This window comes from Paenibacillus sp. A3M_27_13 (assembly GCF_024213315.1).
GTDB classification, from domain to species: Bacteria; Bacillota; Bacilli; order Paenibacillales; family Paenibacillaceae; genus Paenibacillus; species Paenibacillus polymyxa_B.
In genome coordinates this window covers 31,497-54,634 of sequence record NZ_JANAVE010000001.1, presented here as the reverse complement: position 1 = coordinate 54,634, position 23,138 = coordinate 31,497, and the positions used below count along the sequence as shown (strand labels likewise).

General features: G+C 41.8%; 15 protein-coding genes and 2 pseudogenes. 14 read left to right on the top strand and 3 right to left on the bottom strand.

The window, feature by feature from the left end; translation table 11 throughout:
* Nucleotides 1–457 precede the first annotated feature (457 nt).
* Nucleotides 458–1,606 carry an epoxide hydrolase family protein gene (locus tag NLX82_RS00185; protein ID WP_254347389.1) on the top strand — a complete coding sequence of 383 codons (1,149 nt, stop codon included), beginning with the start codon at nt 458–460 and terminating at the stop codon, nt 1,604–1,606.
* Between the two features lie 662 nt (nt 1,607–2,268).
* Here the strand turns inward: NLX82_RS00185 and NLX82_RS27685 are convergent.
* Nucleotides 2,269–2,547, bottom strand: coding sequence for a helix-turn-helix domain-containing protein (locus tag NLX82_RS27685; protein ID WP_367995866.1), 279 nt, complete (start codon nt 2,545–2,547; stop codon nt 2,269–2,271).
* 795 nt (nt 2,548–3,342) lie between these two features.
* Between NLX82_RS27685 and NLX82_RS00180 the strand changes: the two genes are divergently transcribed.
* The 12 genes and pseudogenes from NLX82_RS00180 to xerS form a co-directional block, all read left to right on the top strand.
* Nucleotides 3,343–6,039, top strand: coding sequence for a sensor histidine kinase (locus tag NLX82_RS00180; RefSeq protein WP_254347388.1), 2,697 nt, complete (start codon nt 3,343–3,345; stop codon nt 6,037–6,039).
* Nucleotides 6,032–6,739 carry a response regulator gene (locus tag NLX82_RS00175; protein WP_028541596.1) on the top strand — a complete coding sequence of 236 codons (708 nt, stop codon included), beginning with the start codon at nt 6,032–6,034 and terminating at the stop codon, nt 6,737–6,739. Before NLX82_RS00180 ends, NLX82_RS00175 begins: the two co-directional genes overlap by 8 nt.
* A gap of 254 nt (nt 6,740–6,993) precedes the next feature.
* The gene (locus NLX82_RS00170; protein WP_023988804.1) at nt 6,994–7,326 is read left to right on the top strand and encodes a hypothetical protein; all 333 of its coding nucleotides are present in this window, start codon (nt 6,994–6,996) and stop codon (nt 7,324–7,326) included.
* 547 nt (nt 7,327–7,873) lie between these two features.
* A complete protein-coding gene (locus NLX82_RS00165) occupies nt 7,874–9,580 on the top strand; it encodes a sensor histidine kinase (protein WP_075154229.1) in 1,707 nt (568 codons plus the stop codon).
* 2 nt (nt 9,581–9,582) lie between these two features.
* Nucleotides 9,583–10,989 (top strand): response regulator transcription factor, encoded by a 1,407-nt coding sequence (locus NLX82_RS00160; protein WP_028541594.1) that lies wholly within the window; start codon nt 9,583–9,585, stop codon nt 10,987–10,989.
* A 47-nt stretch (nt 10,990–11,036) separates the two neighbouring features.
* A complete protein-coding gene (locus NLX82_RS00155) occupies nt 11,037–12,695 on the top strand; it encodes an extracellular solute-binding protein (RefSeq protein ID WP_254347387.1) in 1,659 nt (552 codons plus the stop codon).
* A gap of 289 nt (nt 12,696–12,984) precedes the next feature.
* Nucleotides 12,985–14,721, top strand: coding sequence for a type 2 periplasmic-binding domain-containing protein (locus NLX82_RS00150; protein WP_254347633.1), 1,737 nt, complete (start codon nt 12,985–12,987; stop codon nt 14,719–14,721).
* Nucleotides 14,722–14,783: 62 nt separating this feature from the next.
* A complete protein-coding gene (locus NLX82_RS00145) occupies nt 14,784–15,698 on the top strand; it encodes an ABC transporter permease (RefSeq protein WP_075154227.1) in 915 nt (304 codons plus the stop codon).
* Nucleotides 15,699–15,711: 13 nt separating this feature from the next.
* Nucleotides 15,712–16,605, top strand: a complete 894-nt coding sequence (locus NLX82_RS00140; protein WP_023988798.1) for a carbohydrate ABC transporter permease — start codon at nt 15,712–15,714, stop codon at nt 16,603–16,605.
* A 64-nt stretch (nt 16,606–16,669) separates the two neighbouring features.
* On the top strand, nt 16,670–18,307 hold the full coding sequence (locus tag NLX82_RS00135; RefSeq protein ID WP_254347386.1) for a glycoside hydrolase family 13 protein: 1,638 nt from the start codon (nt 16,670–16,672) through the stop codon (nt 18,305–18,307).
* Between the two features lie 105 nt (nt 18,308–18,412).
* Nucleotides 18,413–18,603 (top strand): annotated as a pseudogene (locus NLX82_RS00130) (alpha-amylase family glycosyl hydrolase); the annotation flags it as partial.
* A 7-nt stretch (nt 18,604–18,610) separates the two neighbouring features.
* Nucleotides 18,611–19,356, top strand: a pseudogene (xerS, locus tag NLX82_RS00125) (tyrosine recombinase XerS); the annotation flags it as partial.
* A 973-nt stretch (nt 19,357–20,329) separates the two neighbouring features.
* Here the strand turns inward: xerS and NLX82_RS00120 are convergent.
* Nucleotides 20,330–20,920 (bottom strand): TetR/AcrR family transcriptional regulator, encoded by a 591-nt coding sequence (locus NLX82_RS00120; RefSeq protein WP_023988795.1) that lies wholly within the window; start codon nt 20,918–20,920, stop codon nt 20,330–20,332.
* A 190-nt stretch (nt 20,921–21,110) separates the two neighbouring features.
* Here NLX82_RS00120 and NLX82_RS00115 point away from each other — a divergent pair, with 190 nt between their 5' ends.
* Complete coding sequence (locus NLX82_RS00115) at nt 21,111–21,773, top strand: nitroreductase family protein (RefSeq protein ID WP_023988794.1); 663 nt, start codon at nt 21,111–21,113, stop codon at nt 21,771–21,773.
* 721 nt (nt 21,774–22,494) lie between these two features.
* Here NLX82_RS00115 and NLX82_RS00110 read toward each other — a convergent pair.
* On the bottom strand, nt 22,495–23,070 hold the full coding sequence (locus NLX82_RS00110; RefSeq protein ID WP_068939620.1) for a TetR/AcrR family transcriptional regulator: 576 nt from the start codon (nt 23,068–23,070) through the stop codon (nt 22,495–22,497).
* Nucleotides 23,071–23,138 lie beyond the last annotated feature (68 nt).

The window sequence follows — 23,138 nt, the reverse complement described above, 5'->3', positions numbered from 1 at the left end:
ACGAGACATGGAAGGAATGTCGAGGGACAAGAACATGGCCCGATTACCAATTATCCAACAAATGGTAGTCATCTTGAACTTTCGAGTTCGTTATCCGTTTCACGGATCGACTTTATCACAAATTCAGAGAAAGCTTTTACTGTTGGAGATAACCACTTTTTCTTTTTAATCAGCATATGGGAGTATATCGGATCGAACTTTTCGGAATGACTTACGATTTTAAGTTTTCCTCTATTAGTGTATCCCAATTGCGATGCAGCCCCTGTATAACTTCCGATTTTGATAATCGTCTGAAATGTAATAAGGTGTCTAATTTCCATCGATGTTCTCCTTAGGTCTAATTTCTATCGATAAAAATGATAATGATTTTGAATATTTCAATTTTATTAATGAACAGATCCATCATACAATAGAATCCTTCTGATCGTAAAATAATCTACAAGGGAGGAAACAATGAATGGAACCGTTCAAAATTTCAATTCCAGAGCAACAACTGCATGATCTGTCTATGAGACTAAAACAGGTTCGATGTCCTTCGAATTTCTCTGTAGAACCATGGGCTCTGGGGACAGACCGTTCCTTTTTGAAGAGATTAGTTGATTATTGGAGCACGGAATACAACTGGCGTGAACAGGAAGCATGGTTAAACCGTTTCCCGCAGTTTATGGAACATGTGGATGGCTTCGATATACACTTTGTACACGTTCGGGGTGAAGGCACATCCGCACGACCACTGTTGTTGACTCATGGATGGCCAGGATCATTTGTAGAGATGTTAGAACCAATCCCTTATCTAACAACCCCATCACTATATGGTGGACATGCTGAAGAGGCTTTTGACGTGATTATTCCCTCATTGCCAGGCTTTGCATTTTCAAGTAAACCCACACGACCGGGAGTGGGGTCCAAATACGTAGCTACGCTTTGGGCAAAACTTATGGATCGTTTGGATTATGAAAGGTATTTGGTTCAGGGAGGGGATATTGGAGCAGGGGTCTCAACATGGTTAGCATTCATGTACCCTGAACGGGTGATGGGACTTCATCTCAATTATATTCCAGGAAGCTACAAGCCACCCCTCACTCCGAATACACCATCTGTTAGCGAAGAAGAGCAAGCTTACTTAGACATCGTAGCTGAGTGGTTGGACCGAGAAGGTGCTTATAGCGCCCTTCATAGAACGAAGCCGGAAACACTGGCTTTTGCACTAAGTGATTCCCCAACCGGTCTTGCCAGCTGGATGGTAGAAAAATTTCAAGGTTGGAGTGACTGTGACGGGGATATCGAAAGGTCTTTCTCACTTGATCATATCCTCACTAACATATCGATTTACTGGTTTACCAATTCGATTGCTTCTTCCATGCGAATATATACTGAAGGTACCAAAATGCCACTGCATTTCACCGAAGATCAGCGTGTTACTGTTCCAACAGGGGTTTCCTTATTTCCCAAGGAGCTGCCCACGCCTCCCCGAAGCTGGGTAGAACGCGCCTATAATATTACGTACTGGGAGAAAGCGAATAAAGGCGGTCATTTTGCCGCTATGGAAAATCCTAAATTGTTTGCCGAACATCTAAATCATTTTTTTCATTCCATAAGCATCTGATAGTCTCTATCCTTGAGAGGGTTATGAACAACCAGTACATTTTTTACCAGACATACATTTACCCCTTAAAGGGGAATGGACACAAAGTTGGCCCTCAAACTTTGTCTTAGAGATTACCACAGTGAAACTGGAGTTGACCTGACTACTAAGATCATGTGAAAAGGGGCAAATTTTAATTTTGTGTTACTGTAAAATATGTAAATGCAAAGCGGTAACACAACTCAATATTCTTCTACAAAATCACATATTGATTCATTCCGCTACGGTAGGTTCACATATTAGTCCATATAAAATGAGAAAAATATCGGGGTGTATACACTTAAATAGATACATTTATCCATACTTCTCTTAATTATAATTCAGCCAAGTATATTCACAACCTCAACCATACTACACAGCTTCGATATTGTTATATGAATAAAACTGATCGAAACCGTCAGTATCACTCACTAATCTCAAGGCAAAGGAGCATAGATGATCCAACAAAATAACCAGTACTCTTGAATGAACTTACAGGGCAAAGAGAGCTTGGAATAATTCAATGCGCAATAAAAAGCTCATGTCGTTGGCTTTGCGTCTAGTTATCGAAGAAAAAAAGGACATTGACCATTTAATTAGTCGCTTATTTAGCAGCTTTTTATATTTTGGAACGACTGCCCGAACTAAAGATGAGAGATTTTATTATATTTCCGGAAAGTGTACAGTTCATACTTTGGAAAACCTGACAAGGCCTTGATCGATATGTGGGTGAAAAGGAAAACTGAAGAGGGGGTTATTCGAAAAAATAAATGCGGTGAAACTTGGGGACACAGTCTAATAAAGCAATTTAATCGCTCTGTAAGCTTGCTAATGCTCTCAAAAGAGGGCATCGCATTTCCTTTCTCAATTTGACTAATGTAACCTCTGGTTCCAACATCTCTAGCTAGATCCTTCTGACACATTTATAAACCTTTTTGTAAGTTCTTTTTCTTCTTCCTAGTAAATAAGAATCTGTGTAGCCACGGTATTGGAAGAGGGAGAGGGCTTGGTAATTACAATCGAGCCCTTTTTATTTACAGGTGCAGGGTATGTCGTTGAGCAAACGGATGGATGGCCTTTATGTGTACCCGACAATAGCTTTGTGGCACAACATGAGCATACCATAATAAGGTGTATCAGCCGAAAAATATAAGAATAATCAAAATCTATAAAGAATGAACTGTACCCTGTCAGTCAGACATGAAGAAGAAACTATGTCTACTTGGCAGGGTACTTTCATTGGTTTCTCTGACTTAAGGAGGAAGAATTGATGTGGAAGAAATGTAGTTTGTTTTTATTAGTTCTAGCATTTGTGTCGATTTGCATTTCTGAAATGCCTGCGTCTGCTGCCAGCTCTACAATTACCAAGCATATAGGAAATTCTAACAATGAAATTTGAAATGGAAGGAGAAGATGTCAAAACGTGCTATGACAGATGAAGCCAAAGCATTGAATCCTTGTTTTTCAATCTTCTATGCCGTGAATATGAGAAAAGGCTGAACCAGCTTGTGAAAGCTTTTTATATTATTTTGTGCTGCTATCCTTCCACTGAGAAAGCTAGGACAGAATCAGGATTTTGAGGCTTCTTTAAGGATGTTATTACATAAGAGCGGATCTTAATACAATCTTAATGCTGTAGGCAAATTCGTAATACGGTACTGATTTTGCTCATGATATACTATGGATTGAGAGAGAATATAGTAGAGGGTGGGCACAGGATGGCAGCAAAACAGAACGATGCCGGGTCCATACTTGATCGAATTACTGACTTGCCGGTAAGAAAAAGTAGAGGAAGACTGAAAATTTTTGTTGGATATGCACCAGGTGTTGGGAAGACCTGTGCAATGCTTAGCGACGCTCACGAAGAGCAAAAAGAGGGTATAGATATCGTAGTTGGATATATTAAAAATTATGCCCGGCCATACACTGCGGCGTTGTTGGAAGGACTTGAACTTCTTCCTTACATCAAAATTTCAAATAAAGAATCCTCAACTAAGGAATTTGATCTGGACCAAGCGCTCCAGAGAAGTCCTGACCTTATTTTATTGGACGATTTGGCCCATACCAACGCGGCAGGATGCCGACATAAAAAAAGATATCAGGATGTGGAGGAACTTCTTCGCGCAGGAATTCATGTATATACGACGATGAATGTTCAACAGATTGAAAGTCTAACGGATATTGTCTACTCCATTACTGGCATTTCCGTTGACGAACGCATACCGGACAGTGTATTTGACAGTGCTGATCAGGTGGAATTAGTCGATATTGAACCGGATGATTTAATAGGACGTTTGAATAGGGGAAAGATTTACCCTGAGGAGGAGAATACACAGGCTCATTTATTTACCAAAGAGAAGCTGACGACTCTACGTGAAATTGCTTTGCGTAATACAGCAAGTCAGTTAAACCGAATCGCGGAGCAAATCAGTGAGCAGGCGAAAAGAAATGAATTTGATACGAAAGAACATATTCTGGTCTGTCTGTCTTCGGCTGCTTCCAATAAGAAAGTGATCCGAACAGCAGCAAGAATGGCGGCAGCTTTTCATGGTCATTTCACCGCGTTGTTTGTGGAAACACCAGAAGCGAGAGAATTGACATCAAAAAATAAAGCGGAGTTAAGGGAGAACCTTAGGCTGGCTGAGCAAATGGGTGCACAAATCGCAACGATGTATGGAGACGATATTCCAGGACAGATTGCCGAATATGTCAAAACAAGCTGTGTATCGAAAATTGTCCTAGGACGCTCCCCTTACAAGAGGAGAGGGCTTGCAAAATCCAATGTAAGTGATAAACTAACGGCCTTACTTCCTAATATTGAAATCTATATTATCCCCTATACTCAGTCTTCCTTCTATAAAAGATTGCCTTTTTACGAAAAATACCCATTGCTGTCGTTGGCAGATACTATCAAGACCATTGCTATCTTGGCTGTGTGCACAATTATTGGCTTGTGGTTTAAGTATTTGGAATTCCGAGAAGCTAACATTATCACCGTGTACATTCTGGGAGTTTTGTTAAATGCAATTGTGACCAAGGGCAGAATGTATAGCGCCATTTCTTCGGTTATGAGTGTACTTGTGTTTAATTATTTTTTTACCGAGCCTTATTATTCTTTACAGGCTTATGATTCAGGCTATCCGGTCACCTTTCTGGTCATGCTGGCTGCTTCTTTCATGACGAGTACACTGACTATGCGAGTAAGAGAGCAGGCTCGGCAATCCGCGCAAAAAGCTTACCGTACCGAGGTGCTTCTGGAAACAAGCCGGAAATTGCAACAGGCCAAAGACTCTCCGGCTATTATTAATGAAATGGCACATCAAATGGTAAAGTTGTTGGACAGAATGGTCATTTTCTATTCAGTTGACCAAGGGGTACTGTTGGCGCCGCAGTTTTTTCCAAAGAAAGAATCTGCAGTTGATCCAGGGGTCTACACAGGAGGCAACGAACGTGCAGTTGCAGAGTGGGTATATAAAAACAACAAGCGTGCAGGAGCAACGACGGATACTTTTTTTGGCGCTAAGTGTCTATATCATGCGGTGCGTGGAGGAGAACAGGTTCTTGCGGTGGCAGCTATTGTAATGGATGAGGAAGAACCTTTAGAAGTTTTTGAAAATAGCCTAATGCTTGCCATGCTGGGAGAATGCGCGCTGGCGCTAGAGAAAGAAAAACTGAACGAAAGACAACAAGAGATTTCCATGCAAATCCAGCAGGAGCAACTCCGTGCCAGTCTGCTTCGGTCCATTTCTCATGATTTACGCACTCCACTTACCAGCATCTCAGGCAATGCGGGGATTCTTCTTGGAAACCCAGAGGTACTAAACGAGGAACAGAAAAAAGGTCTATATACGGATATATATGACGATTCCATGTGGTTAATCAATTTGGTAGAAAATTTGCTGTCTATTAGTCGAATCGAAGGTGGTACTCTAAATCTGAATTTTCAGGCAGAATTAATGGAGGAAGTCATTTCGGAGGCTCTGCTTCATGTGAATCGCAACAGTGTGAAGCATGTCATTCAGACGGAACTGGATGATGAATTGATGATGGCTCGAATGGACTCCCGACTTATTGTTCAGGTATTGATCAATATGATTGATAATGCAATCAAGTATACCCAAGATGGCTCTCACATCACAATTTCAGCAAGACGCGAGAGACATATAGTCATTGTAGAAATCTCAGATGATGGCCCCGGTATTTCTTCAGAAGAAGTCAAGGTTAGACTGTTTGAGATGTTTTATACGGCAGACAACATTCATGGGGACGGACGTCGTGGATTAGGATTGGGGCTTTCTCTGTGCAAATCAATTGTGAATGCTCATGGAGGTACTATTGGTGTTAAGGACAATATCCCTAAAGGGACGGTTTTTTATTTTACCCTGCAAGCTGAGGAAGTGAATGTTCATGAATAAACCTTTTATTCTTGTTGTGGAGGACGATAAACCCATCCGCAAGCTGATTACGACAACGCTGGAGACACAGGGGTATAAATATCATACGGCTGAAACAGGGGAAGCATCGATTTTAGAAGCAGTATCCAAGCAGCCGGATCTAATGATTCTGGATTTGGGGTTGCCGGATATGGATGGTGTAGATATCATAAAAAAGTTTCGTGCATGGTCGAATATGCCTATTATTGTGGTCAGCGCACGCAGCGAAGATCGGGATAAAATAGATGCGCTGGATGCCGGAGCGGACGATTATCTAACAAAGCCCTTCAGTGTAGAAGAACTGCTGGCCAGACTTCGAGTCAGTTTACGAAGAATTCGAAATGACAGTGATAAGCTCCTGAAGGATGCTTCCATCTTTATTAATGGAAATTTGAAAATTGATTATGCAGCAGGATGCGTATGGATTGGTGAAGAAGAAATTCACCTGACCCCAAGCGAATATAAACTGCTTTGCCTGCTGGCAAAACATGTAGGCAAAGTACTGACCCATAATTTTATCCTGCATGAAATCTGGGGCAACCACAGCTATGACATTCCTGCCCTGCGTGTGTTTATGGCAACGCTGAGAAAAAAAATAGAAAAAACATCATCACAAACTAAGTTTATTCAAACACATATCGGAGTTGGTTACCGTATGCTTCAGGTTGGAGATGATGGCTAGGTAACAATACCATTATGTAATTAGAGATCATGCTCTTATGGAGCATGGTCTCTTTATTTTTCATCTGCCACTAAATCTTAAGATGATCTTTATACCTATATGAAAACCCTAATCCTAAACTAATGGTGAAAATGTTACGCTGAACTCTGAAGTAAAGAGGATAAGGAGGTTCGGCATGTGAGATGGGCACTACCTTGTTCGTCTGTTTCATCGGCTAAGCTGTCAACTGAGTGAAAGGGAAAGAGGTATGGGGAATGAATGAAATTTTAACAAGTGCGGGTCTGATCTCAATTGTGCTGGCGGTGCTGTATTCCGTTAAAAAAATATATGATTTTATCGATTTGCAGAAGGTGACACGGAAGGATCTCTATGAGAACTATGATATCTATAAAGCAGCTCAGAAGTTTGCTCTCGGTACACCCGTCGATGAGATCAGAGAAATCCTGACAAACAGCTATGAGTTAGACGATAACCAGGTTGAAGAGACAATGTTTTTGGCTCTTCCTCATCGGAACGATACCGATGGTGGTTATCTTGCCTTTATCAAGGCTGTAAATCGGGTGCTGGAACAAGAGGTTTATAGCTAAACTCCGAAAGAAGGAAAAATATGAATCGTCAGGCCGCGTTACCTGGTGTTTGCTCCCAATCTGGCCGGAGAACAATTTCTACAAGCGCTGAGTGAAGAAGAAAAATTATTTGTTGCTTTGGCATCCAATCCTGATCAACAACACCATTTGTAAGAATTAGGAGTAGAAAATGTTATTGAAAGCTTAGAAGGCTTATTCCACTTGTTGAAGACGGAGTGAGCCCTTTTTACATGCAGAAAATTCAACTACAATAAGCAATTAAAACCGGCAAGTCATATATGCAAAGAGGAAGGGAGAATAAGTTCTATAAATTCCATGAAAGCGTTTGACATATTTGAATATCAATCTATAATTATGAACAGAATTGGACCTCACTGAGATGCAAGTATCCTGATTTTTTCAATCTGAATCGGATTAAGATGTCGCCAATTTTCAAATAGGTCGCTGCCTATGAGGAATACGATAATTGATAGAGCTGTTGTTCATAAACAGCAAGCTTCATAACCAGGGGCTTGCTCTTTCATTTACCTAAGGAGAATGGGTCGGAATGACACTTAAAAAAAGAATCTTTTTATTGTTTTTTCTCAGCGCGTTTATTCCCTTTATCAGTATATTTGCAATTTCTTACTATACCATTGATTCCATTTTTGCGAATAAAATCAATGATGGAATTCGGAGCAATCTACAGCAGGTAACTTCATCACTGGAAAATTCAATTACCAACCTGAATCATGTTACTCAGCAATTATCATATAGTGGTACATTAGGGAAAAAACTGGATGAAGTCTTGAAGCCTTCCTCCAATATATTTGAATTGATTGAGGCTAGAGATGAATTAAAGAATGAGTTAAATGTCGTAACGTTTACTAATCCGAATATAGGTCTGACCTTATACTATTTCCAGAAAGAAGGCACTACACAGTTCGCTAACTTTCCCATCAAAGATCGTTTTTCTCCCGAGTCTTTGCCTGTGCTTTCCAAATCATATGGCATTGCGTACTATGGTCCCCATATGAGTATGAACCGATTTGATGATCAGCTTGTTTTATCTGCTATGCGAAAGGTACAGCTGCCTCAAAGGGACGATGTAAATATTTACGTCGAATCCGGCTTTCGTCTTACACAGGATATACTGGGTTACAATCAATACAAAGGAGCTTTATCGCATTTAATCCTGAATGGTGAGGGCAACATTGTTTACAGTGAAATTCCAGAAGCGATGAAGGTCGGAGAGAATTTCTCCAGCATATCGAAAGGTACTGCAAAAGATGGAATATCCCGTGATTACCATTGGTTTAAGGAGGACTCCAGTCAGAATTGGAGCGTCATATCGGTAATTTCGCAGGCTAAGTATCAACAGGAGAAAAACCAATGGTTGCTTCAAATATTACTGGTCGCTTTATTTTTTCTCGGCTTTACCGTATTTCTGGCTTGGCTTCTGTGGAAGATGGTTTACAAACCACTAGGTCTGTTCCATTCGGAAATTAACGGATTGTCTCAGAATCCACAAAAGGCAGGAAGCCAGACCCGCACTCAAATTCCCGAGTTTGATTTTCTGTTGGGAGAATTCTCAAATATGCAGCATCAAATCGGCGACCTGTTCAAGGAAGTGCAGCAGAAAGAGAAGATTCGTGCAGATTTGGAAGTGGAAAAATTGTTATATCAGATCAATCCTCACTTTCTAATGAATACGCTGGATACTGTGCACTGGCTGGCCGTCATGAACGGACAAGGAGAGATTGACAAGTTGGTGCAATCCTTAAACAAGCTGTTGTATTACAATTTGGGTAAATTAGGGCAAGTATCCACGATGGAAGAGGAAATTGATGCGCTAAGACAGTACCTAATCCTGCAGCAAATTCGATATGACTTTGAATTTGACGTGCGTATTTCAGCGGATGATCAAGTTCTTCAAATACCTGTGCCTCGTTTTATTCTGCAACCGTTGGTTGAAAATTCACTTTATCATGGACTGAGTGACGAAGGTTTTATTCAAATTGAAGTTACACTTGCCAAAACGCTGAATATTTTAATACAGGATAATGGAGCAGGCATGACCGAGGAAGCGATTCAAAGACTTCTGAATAATCGTATAGCTGAACATAAAAAAGTAGGGATGGGCATCGGACTCAATTATGTCCACCGCATGTTGAGGGCACAGTATGGAGATCAAGCACAACTGGTGATCGAAAGTGAATTGGGTACAGGGACAAGTATACTGCTCATACTTCCTATCAAAGGAGAAGATGTCTGAGGATGATTAAGGTATTGATAGTGGATGACGATAAATTAGTACGAAAAGGAATAAGCTCCGCGATGCCGTGGAACGAGTTCAATATGGAGGTTATAGGAGAAGCAAGTAACGGGTTGAAAGCACTGGATTTTCTGAAAGCCCAACCGGTCGATCTGATGCTGACAGATCTCGCGATGCCGGTGATGTCAGGTATTGAACTGATGCGAGCTGCAAGGCAGCTCTATCCAGAACTACATATTGTTGTATTAACACTGCATCAAGATTTCGATTATATCCAGGAAGCGCTCAGACTTGGAGCCATCGACTATATAGCCAAAGTTCAGCTCGAGAAGGAGCAATTCGAACACGTGCTGCATCGAATACATACCCGGATTGACGAGCTGGCGAATACAAGACGAAAGCTGCCTCTGCTAAGTGAGACCAATGTCCATTATCGCCATGTGTATGCACTTGTTTCACTGGATCGCAAGTCAGGACAGAGCTGGCCGATTGAACTGACATCCAATGTAGACGAGATCCGATGGGAGGTTGAACGGAACAGCTGGATGTGGACGGCACCCATGGACGTAGAGGATCAGCTGTTCCATAAACTGAAGGAATCCCTGGATCAAGTTCCCCAAGTCGCCTTGCTGGTTATGTCCGATGTACAAGAGCGAACATGGTCGCAAATCCAAAACTGGATTATGAATTATACAGAAACGTCCTTATTCTATGCATACAATCCTTATGATCCTGTCATTTCCGTTTCGATGAATGTGGAGGACTCATTTCCAATAGAACCGCAGGATGAAGACATGGATCGTATTAGGCAAAGTTGGTTCCTATCACCATGGACCCACAATGACAGTTATTACAACCAACTGATTGAACAGTTCAAATCACTAAGACTGCATAAAGGCCAGCTGATGGGATTGCTATACTCTATAGTTATGGAATGGAATCACCTTTTTGCTCAGACTACGTTGGGTAGAATCTCAATGATCCATTCTTTTCAATCCTGGTACGAGGTAGAAGATTGGATCAAGCAGACCTCTGTGGGCATTCGTAAGGCAGATGAACAGACTTCGTATTCACAAGAAATTGTAGACGCCGTGAAAAAAGCGATTATGATCATGCAAAATAATTTGGACCAAGCTTTTACAGCTTCAGGTCTGTCCCAACAACTGAACATCAGCCGAAGCTATTTCAGTCAATGCTTCAAGGATTTGATGGGGAAAACCTTTAATGAGTACTCCCGATTTATACGAATAGAGAAGTCTAAAGAGTATTTATTGAATACAACCAACACGATTTTCTGGATTGCGGAGCGAGTGGGTTATACGGATGAAAAATATTTCAGCCGAATTTTTCGCGAATTGACAGGTCTGCTGCCAAGCGAATATCGACAGCTCGGCAGAGGGGATAAATAGCGTACTCTCCCAGATGACCAATAATCCGGGCGAAAGAAGGGAAAGCGATGATTAAGAAGATGGCTGCATGTGTTCTTGTCGTCAGCTTAATTACAGTGACAGTATATTTCAGCAACCCATACTTCCGGGAATCGCCAATGGGACCAACGAAAACAATCTCGGACACTGCCGTTGCCGATCCATTGGGGAAATATGAATATCCCGTTTCCATCCGACTGGGATATGTGGTAGATCCAACAGGCGCGGATCTCTCTGTAGGAGAAACACTTGAGAAGAATATATGGAAAACGATGATTAAACAAAACCTTAACATTGATGTCCAGGTATTATGGCAGGTGTCGAAGGAAAATCTGAGTCAGAAAATCGATCTGGCTATCGCCAGCAATGATCTGCCGGATGCCATGATTGTAAATCAGCTGCAGCTGAACGAGATGATCAAGGCTGGAGAAATTGAAGACCTAACCGAGGCATACAATAGTAGCGCATCACCGGAAATAAAAAAAATTATTGATAGCACAAACGGATTGGCTATGGAACAAGTGACCTTCGATGGCAAGATGATGGCTGTTCCTTCTGTGACAGCGGAAGACTTCAGCATGCTCTGGATTCGACAGGATTGGCTGGACCGTCTTGGACTGAAGCCGCCGAAAACGGTAGATGATCTGGAAGCTATCGCCAAGGCCTTTGTAGAGAATGACCCAGATGGAAACAGTAAGCGGGATACGATTGGCCTTGCTTCAAGCACTGGACTGTATAACGATTTCAACAACAGTGCTTTTTCTTTTGATCTAACCCCAATCTTCGCAGCATATGGATCTTTCCCGGGATATTGGCTGAGCAAAGATGGAAAACCTGTATACGGTTCGGTTCTACCGGAAACGAAGGAGGCCTTGGTCAAACTGCGTGAAATGTACGCCAAAGGCCTTCTCGATCCAGAACTGGGTATCCGCAAAGAAGCGGAAGAAACAGTTATTAACGGTCAGGCGGGGATGTTCTTTCAAGGTTTTTATGCTGGGTACTGGCCCCTTCCGAGCGCTTGGCAGAACGAGCCGGAGGCGAACTGGCAAGCATACGCACTCCCGCTGGATGCAAACGGAGCATACCATGTGAAGGTGGATAATCCGTCAAGTTCATTCTTGGTGGTACGAAAAGGATATGCTCATCCCGAAGCGATCATTAAAATTAACAATCTGTACCTTCGTGATGAGTTCAAGTACGGTACGCGTTTTATGCTGGGCCGCAATTTCTTTGCTCCGGCAGATGAAGCACGATATGAATCGAAGGCAGCGCAGGATATTCTGATGGGAACCAAAACACCCGCCGATTTCAAGGACAAGTCTGAATACAAATTGCTGGAAAACTTAGTTTCGACAATAAAACAAACCAAATTGAAGCCTTATGATCAATATGGTATTTCCTATTGGAATGAACACAGCGACAGCTTTATGCGGGGTTATTCGCTTCTTGTAGGCGGAAGAAATTTTTTCGATCCAAACATCCATAAAGTTCAAAGCCTTACATATATACGAACTCCAACGATGGAGAAGGCTTGGGGTGAACTATCAAAACTGGAACATGATACATTTTTGAAAATTATTTTAGGCGCTGAACCGATCGATTCATTTGATCAATTTGTCGAGGAATGGAAGGAACAAGGGGGCGATCAAGTGACTGTGGAGGTGACCGCAGCCCATAATCATCGCTGAAGACCATCTTAAAATTCCATTAATCAAGCCGACGATTCCTGTTTCAGGAGCTGCCGGTTTTTTTGTTCTTCACTTTGATTAGTAAGTAAGGATAGACAAATGTATGTCGGTAGGTAGGATAAATGCTTACAGGCCAACTCAGGCTTTATGATCCCAGATGAAACCGCATACATTTCTCTATCCAAACAGACGTTCAATCCCTATCTCGATTTGTCTTCTCCGAGTCTTATAATGAAAGCGCAAACAACAATGATAGGGAAATATTCAGAACGAAGGGGAATCGAATGTGATGAGAACTAAACGGTTCATAAAAAGCAAAATGTTGACGAGACGTCTGGCCGTGCTGTCGATGTCTGCTCTGATGATTTCAACCCTTGCAGCCTGTGGGGGTTCCTCCAACCCTCCCACTGCGGAGGAAGCGGGCAAGTATGAGGTAACACCGGGAGACCCATTCAGTGCCTATAAAGACGAAATAACCGTAACGATGGGTCGTGTGACTACAGCCAACCCGAAACTGCCGGCTGGAGATACGTATGAGAACAACGCGTATACTCGGCTGGTCAAAGAAACATTTAACGCTCAGATTAAAGACCAATTTGAAGCCAACGGAGAAGATTACAGCCGTCAGGTTTCTCTCGCCATCGCCTCTGGGGAACTGCCTGACATGATGCGTGTCGATTCCAAGGATGAACTCAAAGAACTGGTTGATAATGATCTGATTGAAGATATGTCGGAAATTTACAAGCAGTATGCCACAGATAACATCAAGAACATTTACGAATCTTATGAGGGCCGTGCATTAGATAATGCGACGATAGATGGACGTTTAATGGGACTTCCGGCTACTTCCCTAGATTCCGCGCCAACCATGGTCTGGGTTCGTCAGGATTGGCTGGATTTACTGGGTATCCAACTTGACGCAGACGGAGACGGGGCCATCAAGCTGGATGATGTGGAGAAAACGGCCAAGGAATTCCTGAAAAGAGATCCTGGCCAATCCGGGAAACCGGTAGGTATTCCCTTTGTGAACACCCTTAATACAAGTGACTATAATGGTTCCGCCTATACCATGCTGGGAGTTGCCTCCACCAAGGGTGCATTCCCTCAATACTGGATGAAGGGAAAGGATGGCAGCATTGTTTATGGCTCGACAACAAAGGAAACCAAGCAGATGTTAGGCGTCATGGCAGATTGGTTCAAGAGAGGCATCATCGACCCGCAATTTGGAACACGCACATTTGATGATATTACGGCACTGTACACCAACGGCCAAAGCGGTATTGCTTTTGGACCATGGCATATTCCCGACTGGGGTCTGAGCAGCGTGAAGCAGATGGATAAGAATGCGAAATTCACGGCTTACACTTTGGAGGATGCAGACGGAAAGGTAAACGTGGCACACGCCAATCCAGCCAATCAGTTTATCGTTGTGAGAAAAGGATATGAACACCCGGAACTTGCCGTTAAAATAGTAAACCTTTTCTACGATAAACTGGCAAATGATAAAAATGTGGAAACATCTATGCCAGAAGCCGCCAAGTATCAAGAGAACGGCGTAGACGGTTCTACCAGACCTTTTAATATTGAAGTCAACTCGGCTACCTCGCTGCTGGATGATTACTCTGACGTTGTTCGCGGGATTAAAGGGGAGATTAGTCTGGATCAGGTCCGGACAACCGAATCAAAGAACAATATTGAAAGTATCCAAACCTACTTGAGCGATATGGATACGGATAACCTAACAGCCTGGGCGAAATATCACTCGCGTATCAACGGAGTGGGACTCATCGACAAACTGACACGGGAAAACAAATTCGTCTGGATGACACCCGCTTTCTCTGGCACTACACCAAGCATGAAACAGACATGGGCTAATCTGACCAAGATGGAGCAGGAATCTTTCATCAAAATCGTGACTGGTGCAGAATCTCTGGATTACTTCGATACTTTCGTTAGCAATTGGAAGAAACAAGGTGGGGACCAGGTAATTCAGGAAATTGAAGACGAGGCTGCATCCGAAAAATAAACAATCATGAACTGCTAGAAGGGCCGCGATAAGCAGCCTTTCTTCAGGAAAGGGGTCCATCCATGAAACAGGGAAATGATAGAGCAAAAGTTCGGTTGGGCACGGGTGCCATGTATCATATGATGATGCTTCCGGGAATTTTATTTTTACTGGTATTCAGCTATGTTCCGATGTTCGGTGTCATTACGGCGTTTCAGGATTATATACCAGCCAAGGGGATGTTTGGCTCAAAATTTGTAGGGCTGAAGCATTTTATTTATATGTTTAAGCTGCCGGACATCGCACAGGTTTTTAGTAATACGTTGGTGATTGCCATTGCCAAGATTCTATTGGGAACAATGATGGCTATCATTTTTTCCATTTTGTTAAATGAGATCCGCATCAAATTCGTTAAAAAATCCGTACAGACAATTGTTTATCTGCCACACTTTCTATCCTGGGTAGTTCTAGCATCCGTGGTTGTTAACATGTTCAGTTTGGATGGAATTGTGAATCAAATTTTGGCTTTTTTCGGTCTGGAGAATATTAATTTTCTCGGCAGCAACACCTGGTTCCAGCCGCTGATTATTGGGACAGACGTGTGGAAGGAGTTCGGTTACAGTTCCATCGTCTATTTGGCTGCAATTACTTCGATTGATCCGGGTCTGTATGAAGCGGCAGGAATGGATGGAGCCAGCTGGTGGAGAAAAGTATGGCATATTACATTGCCAGGTATGCTGCCTATTATCCTGCTCATGGGAGTGATGAGTCTGACCAATATTTTGAGTGCCGGCTTCGATCAAATTTATAATCTGTATAATCCGGTTGTCTATGAGTCGGGAGATATTCTGGATACTTATGTATATCGGATTGGACTCGTTGGGCGACAGTATAGCTTCGGTACGGCTGTTGGCCTGTTCAAGTCAGTGATCGGTATTGTTTTGCTATTGTCCGCCAACCATTTGGCCAAGAAATACACCGACCGAAAAATATTCTAAGGAGGCAAAGCCTATGTCATATTCTGTAAGCCTAAAAGATCGAATTGGCCGGTTTGTCATCAATGCCATCGTCATATTGCTGGCATTGATCTGCCTTCTTCCGTTATGGAATATCGTTGCGATTTCATTCAGCAGCAGCGAGGCCGTGTCAGCTAATGCTGTAGGTCTCGTACCGGTCAATTTTACAACAGCAGCGTATACGAAAATTATCGATGATGCTCAGTTCTGGCGTTCCTTTGGCATATCTGTTCTACGTGTTGTGCTCACACTTATTCTCAACATGATTCTTATTATTTTAATGGCATACCCGCTCTCCAAGTCGAAAAGGGAATTTAGGGGCAGAAACATTTATATGAATGTTATGATTTTTGCCATGTTGTTCAGCGGCGGGATGATCCCGAGTTATCTACTGATCAAAAACCTCGATATGCTTAATACAATTTGGTCGCTTGTTCTACCGGGAGCTGTCCCTATATTCAGTGTCATCCTTGTCATGAACTTCTTCTCTGCTGTACCTAAGGCGCTAGAAGAAGCAGCATTCATCGATGGGGCGAATCCGCTCCAGGTTCTGTTCAAAGTGTATGTTCCCGTGTCCATCCCTGCGCTGGCGACGGTAGCACTATTCAGTATCGTGGGAACGTGGAATGATTTTTTTAGCGGTTTGATCTATATGACCCAAGTCAGCAATTATCCGCTAATGACTTATATTCAGTCCCTTAACGTGAATATTGCCGAACTTCTTCAATCCGGCACCAACTCAGCACAACTCAGCAACCTGACTGAAATATCAAACAAAAATCTAAATGCTGCCAAAATCGTAGTCGCTGTCATCCCGCTACTGCTGATTTATCCGCTGCTTCAAAAATATTTTGTGACTGGAATTGTTGTAGGATCGGTAAAAGAGTAATTGTATGATGCGACTTGATTAAGATAAAAACATTATGCGTCTATTGGAAAGGTTGTAATGAACAATGGAAAATAAAAATTGGTGGAAAGAAATCGTTGTATACCAGATATATCCACGGAGCTTTCAAGATAGTAATGGTGATGGAATCGGCGATTTGAAAGGAATTGTTTCCCGTCTGGACTATTTGCAGCAACTCGGTGTCGGTGCGATTTGGCTATCACCAGTTTGTAAATCCCCTCAGGATGATTTCGGTTATGATATTTCGGACTATCGGGATATTGATCCGATGTTCGGGTCTTTGGATGATATGGGGATGTTAATTCATGAAGCTGGGAAACGTGACATTCGAATCATAATGGATTTGGTGTTGAACCATACTTCCGATGAGCACCCATGGTTTCAAGAAGCAAAAAAAAGTAAAGAAAATCCGTACCATGACTATTATGTCTGGAGAGATGGCGTTGAAGGAATGCCACCAAACGACTTGGGTTCCATCTTTGGTGGTTCAGCTTGGGAATGGGTACCCGAGATAGGACAATATTATTTACATCTTTTTTCTGTAAAACAGCCGGATCTCAACTGGGAAAACCCAAAAGTCCGACAAGAGATTTACGAAATGATCAATTGGTGGATAAGCAAGGGTGTAGGCGGTTTTCGGCTTGACGTAATTGACTTAATCGGAAAAGAGCCAGATTTGAAAATTACCAGCAACGGGCCGAATCTGCATAAGTATATCAGGGAACTCAGCAAGGAGACGTTTCAAAAAGCAGGAGACCTGCTGACGGTTGGAGAAACATGGGGCGCTACGCCAGAGATCGCCAAATTGTATAGCAACCCGGACGGCAGTGAGTTTTCAATGGTATTTCAATTTGAACATATTAGTTTGGACGAACAAGAGGGGAAAGGGAAGTGGGATCTTAAGCCTCTAGATTTTCAAGAATTAAAAAAAGTGTTATCTAAATGGCAGACAGAGCTGAAGGGGGATGCCTGGAACAGTTTGTTTTGGAATAATCACGACTTACCCCGAATCGTTTCTCGTTGGGGAGATGACGGAGAATACAGGATAGAATCGGCTAAAATGTTGGCAACCCTTCTTCATGGCATGCGAGGCACACCATACATTTATCAGGGGGAAGAATTAGGAATGACGAATGTTCAATATCCAATTGAAGACTATCGGGATATTGAGTTACTAAATTTCTACAAAGATAGAATTGAGAAAGGATACCCTGAAGATAAAGTTATGGAGTCAGTCTTTGCAAAGGGGCGTGATAACGCTCGAACACCAATGCAGTGGGACGCTTCCGACAACGCTGGTTTTACATTAGGGAACCCTTGGATTAAAGTAAACCCGAATTATAAGGATATCCATGCACAAGAAAGTTTAAATAACCCTGAATCCATATTCCATTATTATCGGAAACTAATCCGATTAAGGAAAGATCATGAAGTGATCATATATGGGGATTATGAGCTGATGTATCCCGAGAATAAAGATTTGTTCGCATACACTCGAACGCTGAAAGGAACCAAACTACTTGTAGTATGTAATTTTCAAAAATACACAACCCATCTCCCACTTCAGAAAGAGCTGGCAGAGACTAAACAGCTGCTAATATCCAATTATCCAAATAACATGTCTGAAGTAGAAATGCGCCCTTATGAAGCGAGGATGTACCTTATCGATACACTCAATAAATGAAAATGAATATCGTACAAAAGTGTATGATCAATAAATTTCTGATCTTAACTGGTTGAAAAATATTTATGAATTGAATTTAGAATAAGGGAAGAAGGATCAAGCAATATGAAAAGGGCATGGTGGAAAGAAGCTGTGGCTTATCAAATTTATCCGAGAAGCTTTATGGACTCCAATGGGGATGGCATTGGTGATATAAAGGGAATGATTCCTTTCATAGTCGAGGTATGAAAGGAATCATGGATTTGTTGATCAATCACACAAGCGACGAACACCCGTGGTTTATCGAATCAAGATCTCTTCGCTAGATTTGATTACTTACAGAATAAAGCTGAGACAAGTGACCTAAAGCCATATATCCAGCGCAATGTTATGGCCAAAATGGATTTAAATGTAGTTAAAGAAAGCCAAGAAACCATTGCCAATCGTATGGATGGGAAAATTCTCAGGGAAGACGATTTTGAGTCATTTAGGCAGTTTATATCTCATGATTTCGGAGAAATCAATAAAGAGAATAAACGTATTATCAATTTCCATCAGTTTAATCGTGAACGGGATACAGCCATTGTTTCCCTCATTTTAGGATCTGGTCTTAGGCTCTCTGAGGTAGCAGGTATTAACATTGAAGATCTGGATATAAATAAAGCTTTAGTGCGTGTTATACGCAAAGGTAATAAAGAACAATATGTATATTTCAGCAAGCGTTACTGGATTTAGAAAATTATCTGCAGATCAGAGAATCTAGATATATCCCAGAAAAAAACGAACCTTTTTTGTTTATTGCAGCTCCCATAGGTCGTAAAGGAAAAAGCAGACGCTTAACTCAGCGATCCATAGAGAAACTGATCGAAAAATATGCTACAGCTTTTGGAAAACCAGCTTTAACCGTGCATTCTCTGAGACATTCATTTGCAACGCGTTATCACCTGGAGAATAATGATGTACCTAGATTAAAAAATCAATTAGGGCATTCATCCATTCAAACAACAATGATTTATACTCATTTAACTGATGAAGAGATGAAGAATGCAGTGAATAATATGGATAAGTAATGTAAACCTCGAAAGAAATCAAAAGTAGTTTTATAACTACTTGTAATGATATATTTTACTGAAACAAGAGAATGAACATGAGAATGTGACAACAAGTTTACCCCTCAGAAGGAAAATGACAACAAGTTTATCCCTTTCAAAGAAAATGGTATCAGAAATATGATATTCAAAAATGCTTTAGGCTTATTCCAACAGAAGTCATATAAGAAATGGGGTAAACTTGTTGTCACTGAACATCAACGGACAAATATCACGTGTCGGATGATAAAAACATTATCTCATTAATTGCTGCGGAAATCGCGGCTTTTTTATTTTATGAGATAAAGTTCTTGTCAAAACCAAATGACAAGAACTTTATCTCATCACCGATTTTGACAAGAATATTATCCCATTTCCAACAAACCAATTCGGGTTATTGTACCATTTCACGATAGGAGCACCCCTTGAGTCACGGGCTTGATCGTTCACAGCCGAAAGTGGAAGATCTATAATCTTAGGATCATCATCGGAAGTATTGAGAAGCACATAGACGAATTGAAGACTTTATACATTTTTACAATAAGATACGTGCCTGTTATCTTCTGTCGCAATTTCTATTTTAGCGGCTTTTTTATGTTATCGGTACAAGTTCTTGTCCCGAGCCAAGGACAAGAACATGTTCCGATTGCCGATTTGATGATGATCTAAACAGATAACTTACAGTCCACTATTCACCACAACACACAAACTGATGTTCATTCGAAGGTCATGTTTGATTTTCGTGTGTAAAACTGGGTGGAGAGTTGGCTATTTCTGATGAGACGAGCGAATACAGGTGGGTTCCAAAGGAAAATGTTCAATTCAGTAAGCCCATTAATATACGGGTGAAACCTTCTTCCAAGATGAGCCACTATACAATCCAACGTTTGCTTTCTTCAGGCACAACAGGCTTGGTTTCATCTGAACGGGCAGGATAGAGCAATAGCGACAAGACCTATCCCAGTAGTTCTTTGGCTCCGTTCATCATTAAGGGCATAGCCTGTTTAACAAATGATTCCGCACTTATTGGGCACCCCTCATTGTTCCAAACGTAAGCAGCCCCATACATCCCCCAACTTAACATGATAGAAGCTGTATTTATTAAGAAGTGCGCGTTTGGACTCGATGGCATCTTGTCTTTGTCTATAAAGGAAAGAAGTATCGTTTGAATTTTTTCCTTTATTTGAATTTCGAATACAAGTCCAAGCGATGTATACCTTCTTTTGCACATCGTGCTTAGACCCTTGTGAAAATCGCACACACCCAGAAAAATACTCTGAATTGTTTCTTCATTTAGAACTTCGTGACCGTTTATTCTACGATTTATGATTGTCATAAATGATTCCATTAGTTTGGCCTCAAGAATTTCGAATTTATCTACAAAGTGCGCATAAAAAGTCGCTCTGTTAACAGTAGCCCGCTCTGCAATATCCCTAACGGTTATCGATTCAAAGTCTTTTTCTTGAATTAATGAAGCAAAAGCGTCTTGAAGGAGTCGCCGTGTACGTATCACACGAGGATCAGCTTCATTCTTTTTAATGGTCATCGTTAAGATCTCCCCTAATAAAACGACATTATAGAAATGGTGTTGTCTATACAACGGTTTATGGTTATTGATGATTGCGTACCATTCGGTTGGTATTATAACATATAAATACAACAAGTGTTGTTCAAACTACTAATGTTGTATTGAAACAAAATGCAGAATGCTGCTTTTCCAAAAGGAGGAGAGAACCATGTCGGTTTCACAACCGTCACTAACGATGGAGCACCAACTTTTTTTTGATGTTATTGGAGAACGCCGGTCAGTTCGTAGCTATGATCCCGAGATCAAGATTTCGCGGGAGGAATTGACCGAAATATTGCGGCAAGCCACGCTCGCTCCTTCAGCCGCTAACCTGCAGCCGTGGCGTTTTCTAGTTATCGACTCGCCGGAGCTGAAGCAGAAGCTGCTTCCGATCGCATTCACTCAACAGCAAGTGGTCGAGGCTTCGGCTGTCATTGCGCTACTCGGAGATTTGGAGTGTTATAAATCGGCCGAGAAAATCTACGGAATGGCGGTCGATGCGGGTTACATGCCTGCAGAGACGGCTAAATCGTTCGTGGAACGCTATACCGGGATGTATTCGAGCATGCCGCCCGAGGCCATCCGCGAAAAAGTTTATACCGACGGCGGGCTAGTATCGATGCAACTCATGCTTGTCGCCCGCGCTAAAGGCTACGACACGGTATCGATGGGCGGCTACAACAAACAAAAGTTCATGGAAGCGTTCCGGATATCAGAACGCTACGTTCCGATTATGCTGATCGCCATCGGCAAGGCGGCGAAGCCCGGTCATCCGACGGTGAGGCTGGCAGTTGATGATGTAGCTTTCTTTAACGAAATGCCTAGAGAATAACAAAATGAAAAAGACTTGGCGCCCGCATAATCAACGGCCAGCAGAGACTTGAGGGATACCATCGTTAATTTCAATTCTTGTTTTGCTCGATTGCTCGGGACGGTAGTACAAAAAGATACCAGCTTGAAGCGCTCGCAAAGATTGAACAGCAGATGCTAATGTTGTAATCGTTCCTTTCGAATAACAACGAAGTTATTGGTGGTATTCAGCTTACAATTAATTATTCCGAGGTTTTCGAGATTAGGTACAGAGGTTAAATTGAGGGTGTTCGTGTAGACAGGATTATTATGGCAAAGGAATTGGAGAGTCCCCATTTTGTTATACTATTAATGAGGCTAAAACAATGGGTTACGAAATAATCTAACTGACAACCATACACACCGTAAAGATGCTACAGATTCAATAAACGACTTGGATTTGTTGCTAGTCAAGATAGTATGAAATTCACTCAGTAATTAGTCCATACAACTAACGCGAAACGTTAGTTGTACAACAGTATGGAGCAGTTTTGCCAGTTGGCAGCTGCTCCATTTTTATTAAGCTAACCAGGTTAGCGCAGCCGGCCAAACGATCGGCTGATCTTTTCATTACGCTTATGGGCAGGTTAGTGGAATTAATGTAAAGAAGGGAACACTTCATAACCGTGGCCTAGAATTGCCGAACCCCATTAGGTAGCGTTTGCGTAAAAGCGAAAGGATAAAGTTCTGAGATACATTCAATGCTACTTCGGATAAACTTGATTCTTTTCAAATAAATTCCTAACCTGATCGGCCATAAATTGTGTGGAATGCGGCATTTGATGACGTACCCACCACTCCACAATGCCAATAAAAGCAGAGGCCATGAATTGGGCTTTTAACTCATTGTCGATAACGGGCTTATTGTCAGTACTTTCCATTTTATTCATAAGATTGACTGAGATGAAATTCAGCAATCGGTCCCGGAATAGAAAGGCTCTTTGATTGGAAAACATAGCAGAGAAAAACTGGAAATTGTCACGCAAATAATCAAAAACCGGTTTGGGCTCTTGTACCATTCCTTGGCTAAGCGGATTGGCCTCCCGTTTCTTGCACAACGAAATCAATTCGTTGATGTGATCTTCAATGCATTTATCCAAAAGGTCGTATTTGTCACTGTAATGCAGATAAACGGTGCCGCGGTTAACATTGGCACGCTCCGCTATCTCGTTAATAGTGATTTGTTCAAAGTCTTTTTCCGAAAAAAGCTCCAGAAACGACTTCGTTATGGACTGCTTGGTTCGGAGAATGCGTCGGTCGGTTTTAACAGCGTTTTCCATTCCTTTCGTTACCTCCTTCAGTTAATCAACAATTCTTAGGGTGTTGTTGTATATAAAACAAATACGCA

Bases quoted from the DNA above. Each gene is read 5' to 3' on its own strand.
- NLX82_RS00115 (WP_023988794.1), top strand. From the start codon at position 21,111: ATGTCGGTTTCACAACCGTCACTAACGATGGAGCACCAACTTTTTTTT.
- NLX82_RS00135 (WP_254347386.1), top strand. From the start codon at position 16,670: ATGGAAAATAAAAATTGGTGGAAAGAAATCGTTGTATACCAGATATAT.
- NLX82_RS00120 (WP_023988795.1), bottom strand. From the start codon at position 20,920: ATGACCATTAAAAAGAATGAAGCTGATCCTCGTGTGATACGTACACGG.
- NLX82_RS00180 (WP_254347388.1), top strand. From the start codon at position 3,343: ATGGCAGCAAAACAGAACGATGCCGGGTCCATACTTGATCGAATTACT.
- NLX82_RS00170 (WP_023988804.1), top strand. From the start codon at position 6,994: ATGAATGAAATTTTAACAAGTGCGGGTCTGATCTCAATTGTGCTGGCG.
- NLX82_RS00150 (WP_254347633.1), top strand. From the start codon at position 12,985: ATGAGAACTAAACGGTTCATAAAAAGCAAAATGTTGACGAGACGTCTG.
- NLX82_RS00175 (WP_028541596.1), top strand. From the start codon at position 6,032: ATGAATAAACCTTTTATTCTTGTTGTGGAGGACGATAAACCCATCCGC.
- NLX82_RS00110 (WP_068939620.1), bottom strand. From the start codon at position 23,070: ATGGAAAACGCTGTTAAAACCGACCGACGCATTCTCCGAACCAAGCAG.
- NLX82_RS00185 (WP_254347389.1), top strand. From the start codon at position 458: ATGGAACCGTTCAAAATTTCAATTCCAGAGCAACAACTGCATGATCTG.
- NLX82_RS00155 (WP_254347387.1), top strand. From the start codon at position 11,037: ATGATTAAGAAGATGGCTGCATGTGTTCTTGTCGTCAGCTTAATTACA.
- NLX82_RS00160 (WP_028541594.1), top strand. From the start codon at position 9,583: ATGATTAAGGTATTGATAGTGGATGACGATAAATTAGTACGAAAAGGA.
- NLX82_RS00165 (WP_075154229.1), top strand. From the start codon at position 7,874: ATGACACTTAAAAAAAGAATCTTTTTATTGTTTTTTCTCAGCGCGTTT.
- NLX82_RS00140 (WP_023988798.1), top strand. From the start codon at position 15,712: ATGTCATATTCTGTAAGCCTAAAAGATCGAATTGGCCGGTTTGTCATC.
- NLX82_RS27685 (WP_367995866.1), bottom strand. From the start codon at position 2,547: ATGTGTCAGAAGGATCTAGCTAGAGATGTTGGAACCAGAGGTTACATT.
- NLX82_RS00145 (WP_075154227.1), top strand. From the start codon at position 14,784: ATGAAACAGGGAAATGATAGAGCAAAAGTTCGGTTGGGCACGGGTGCC.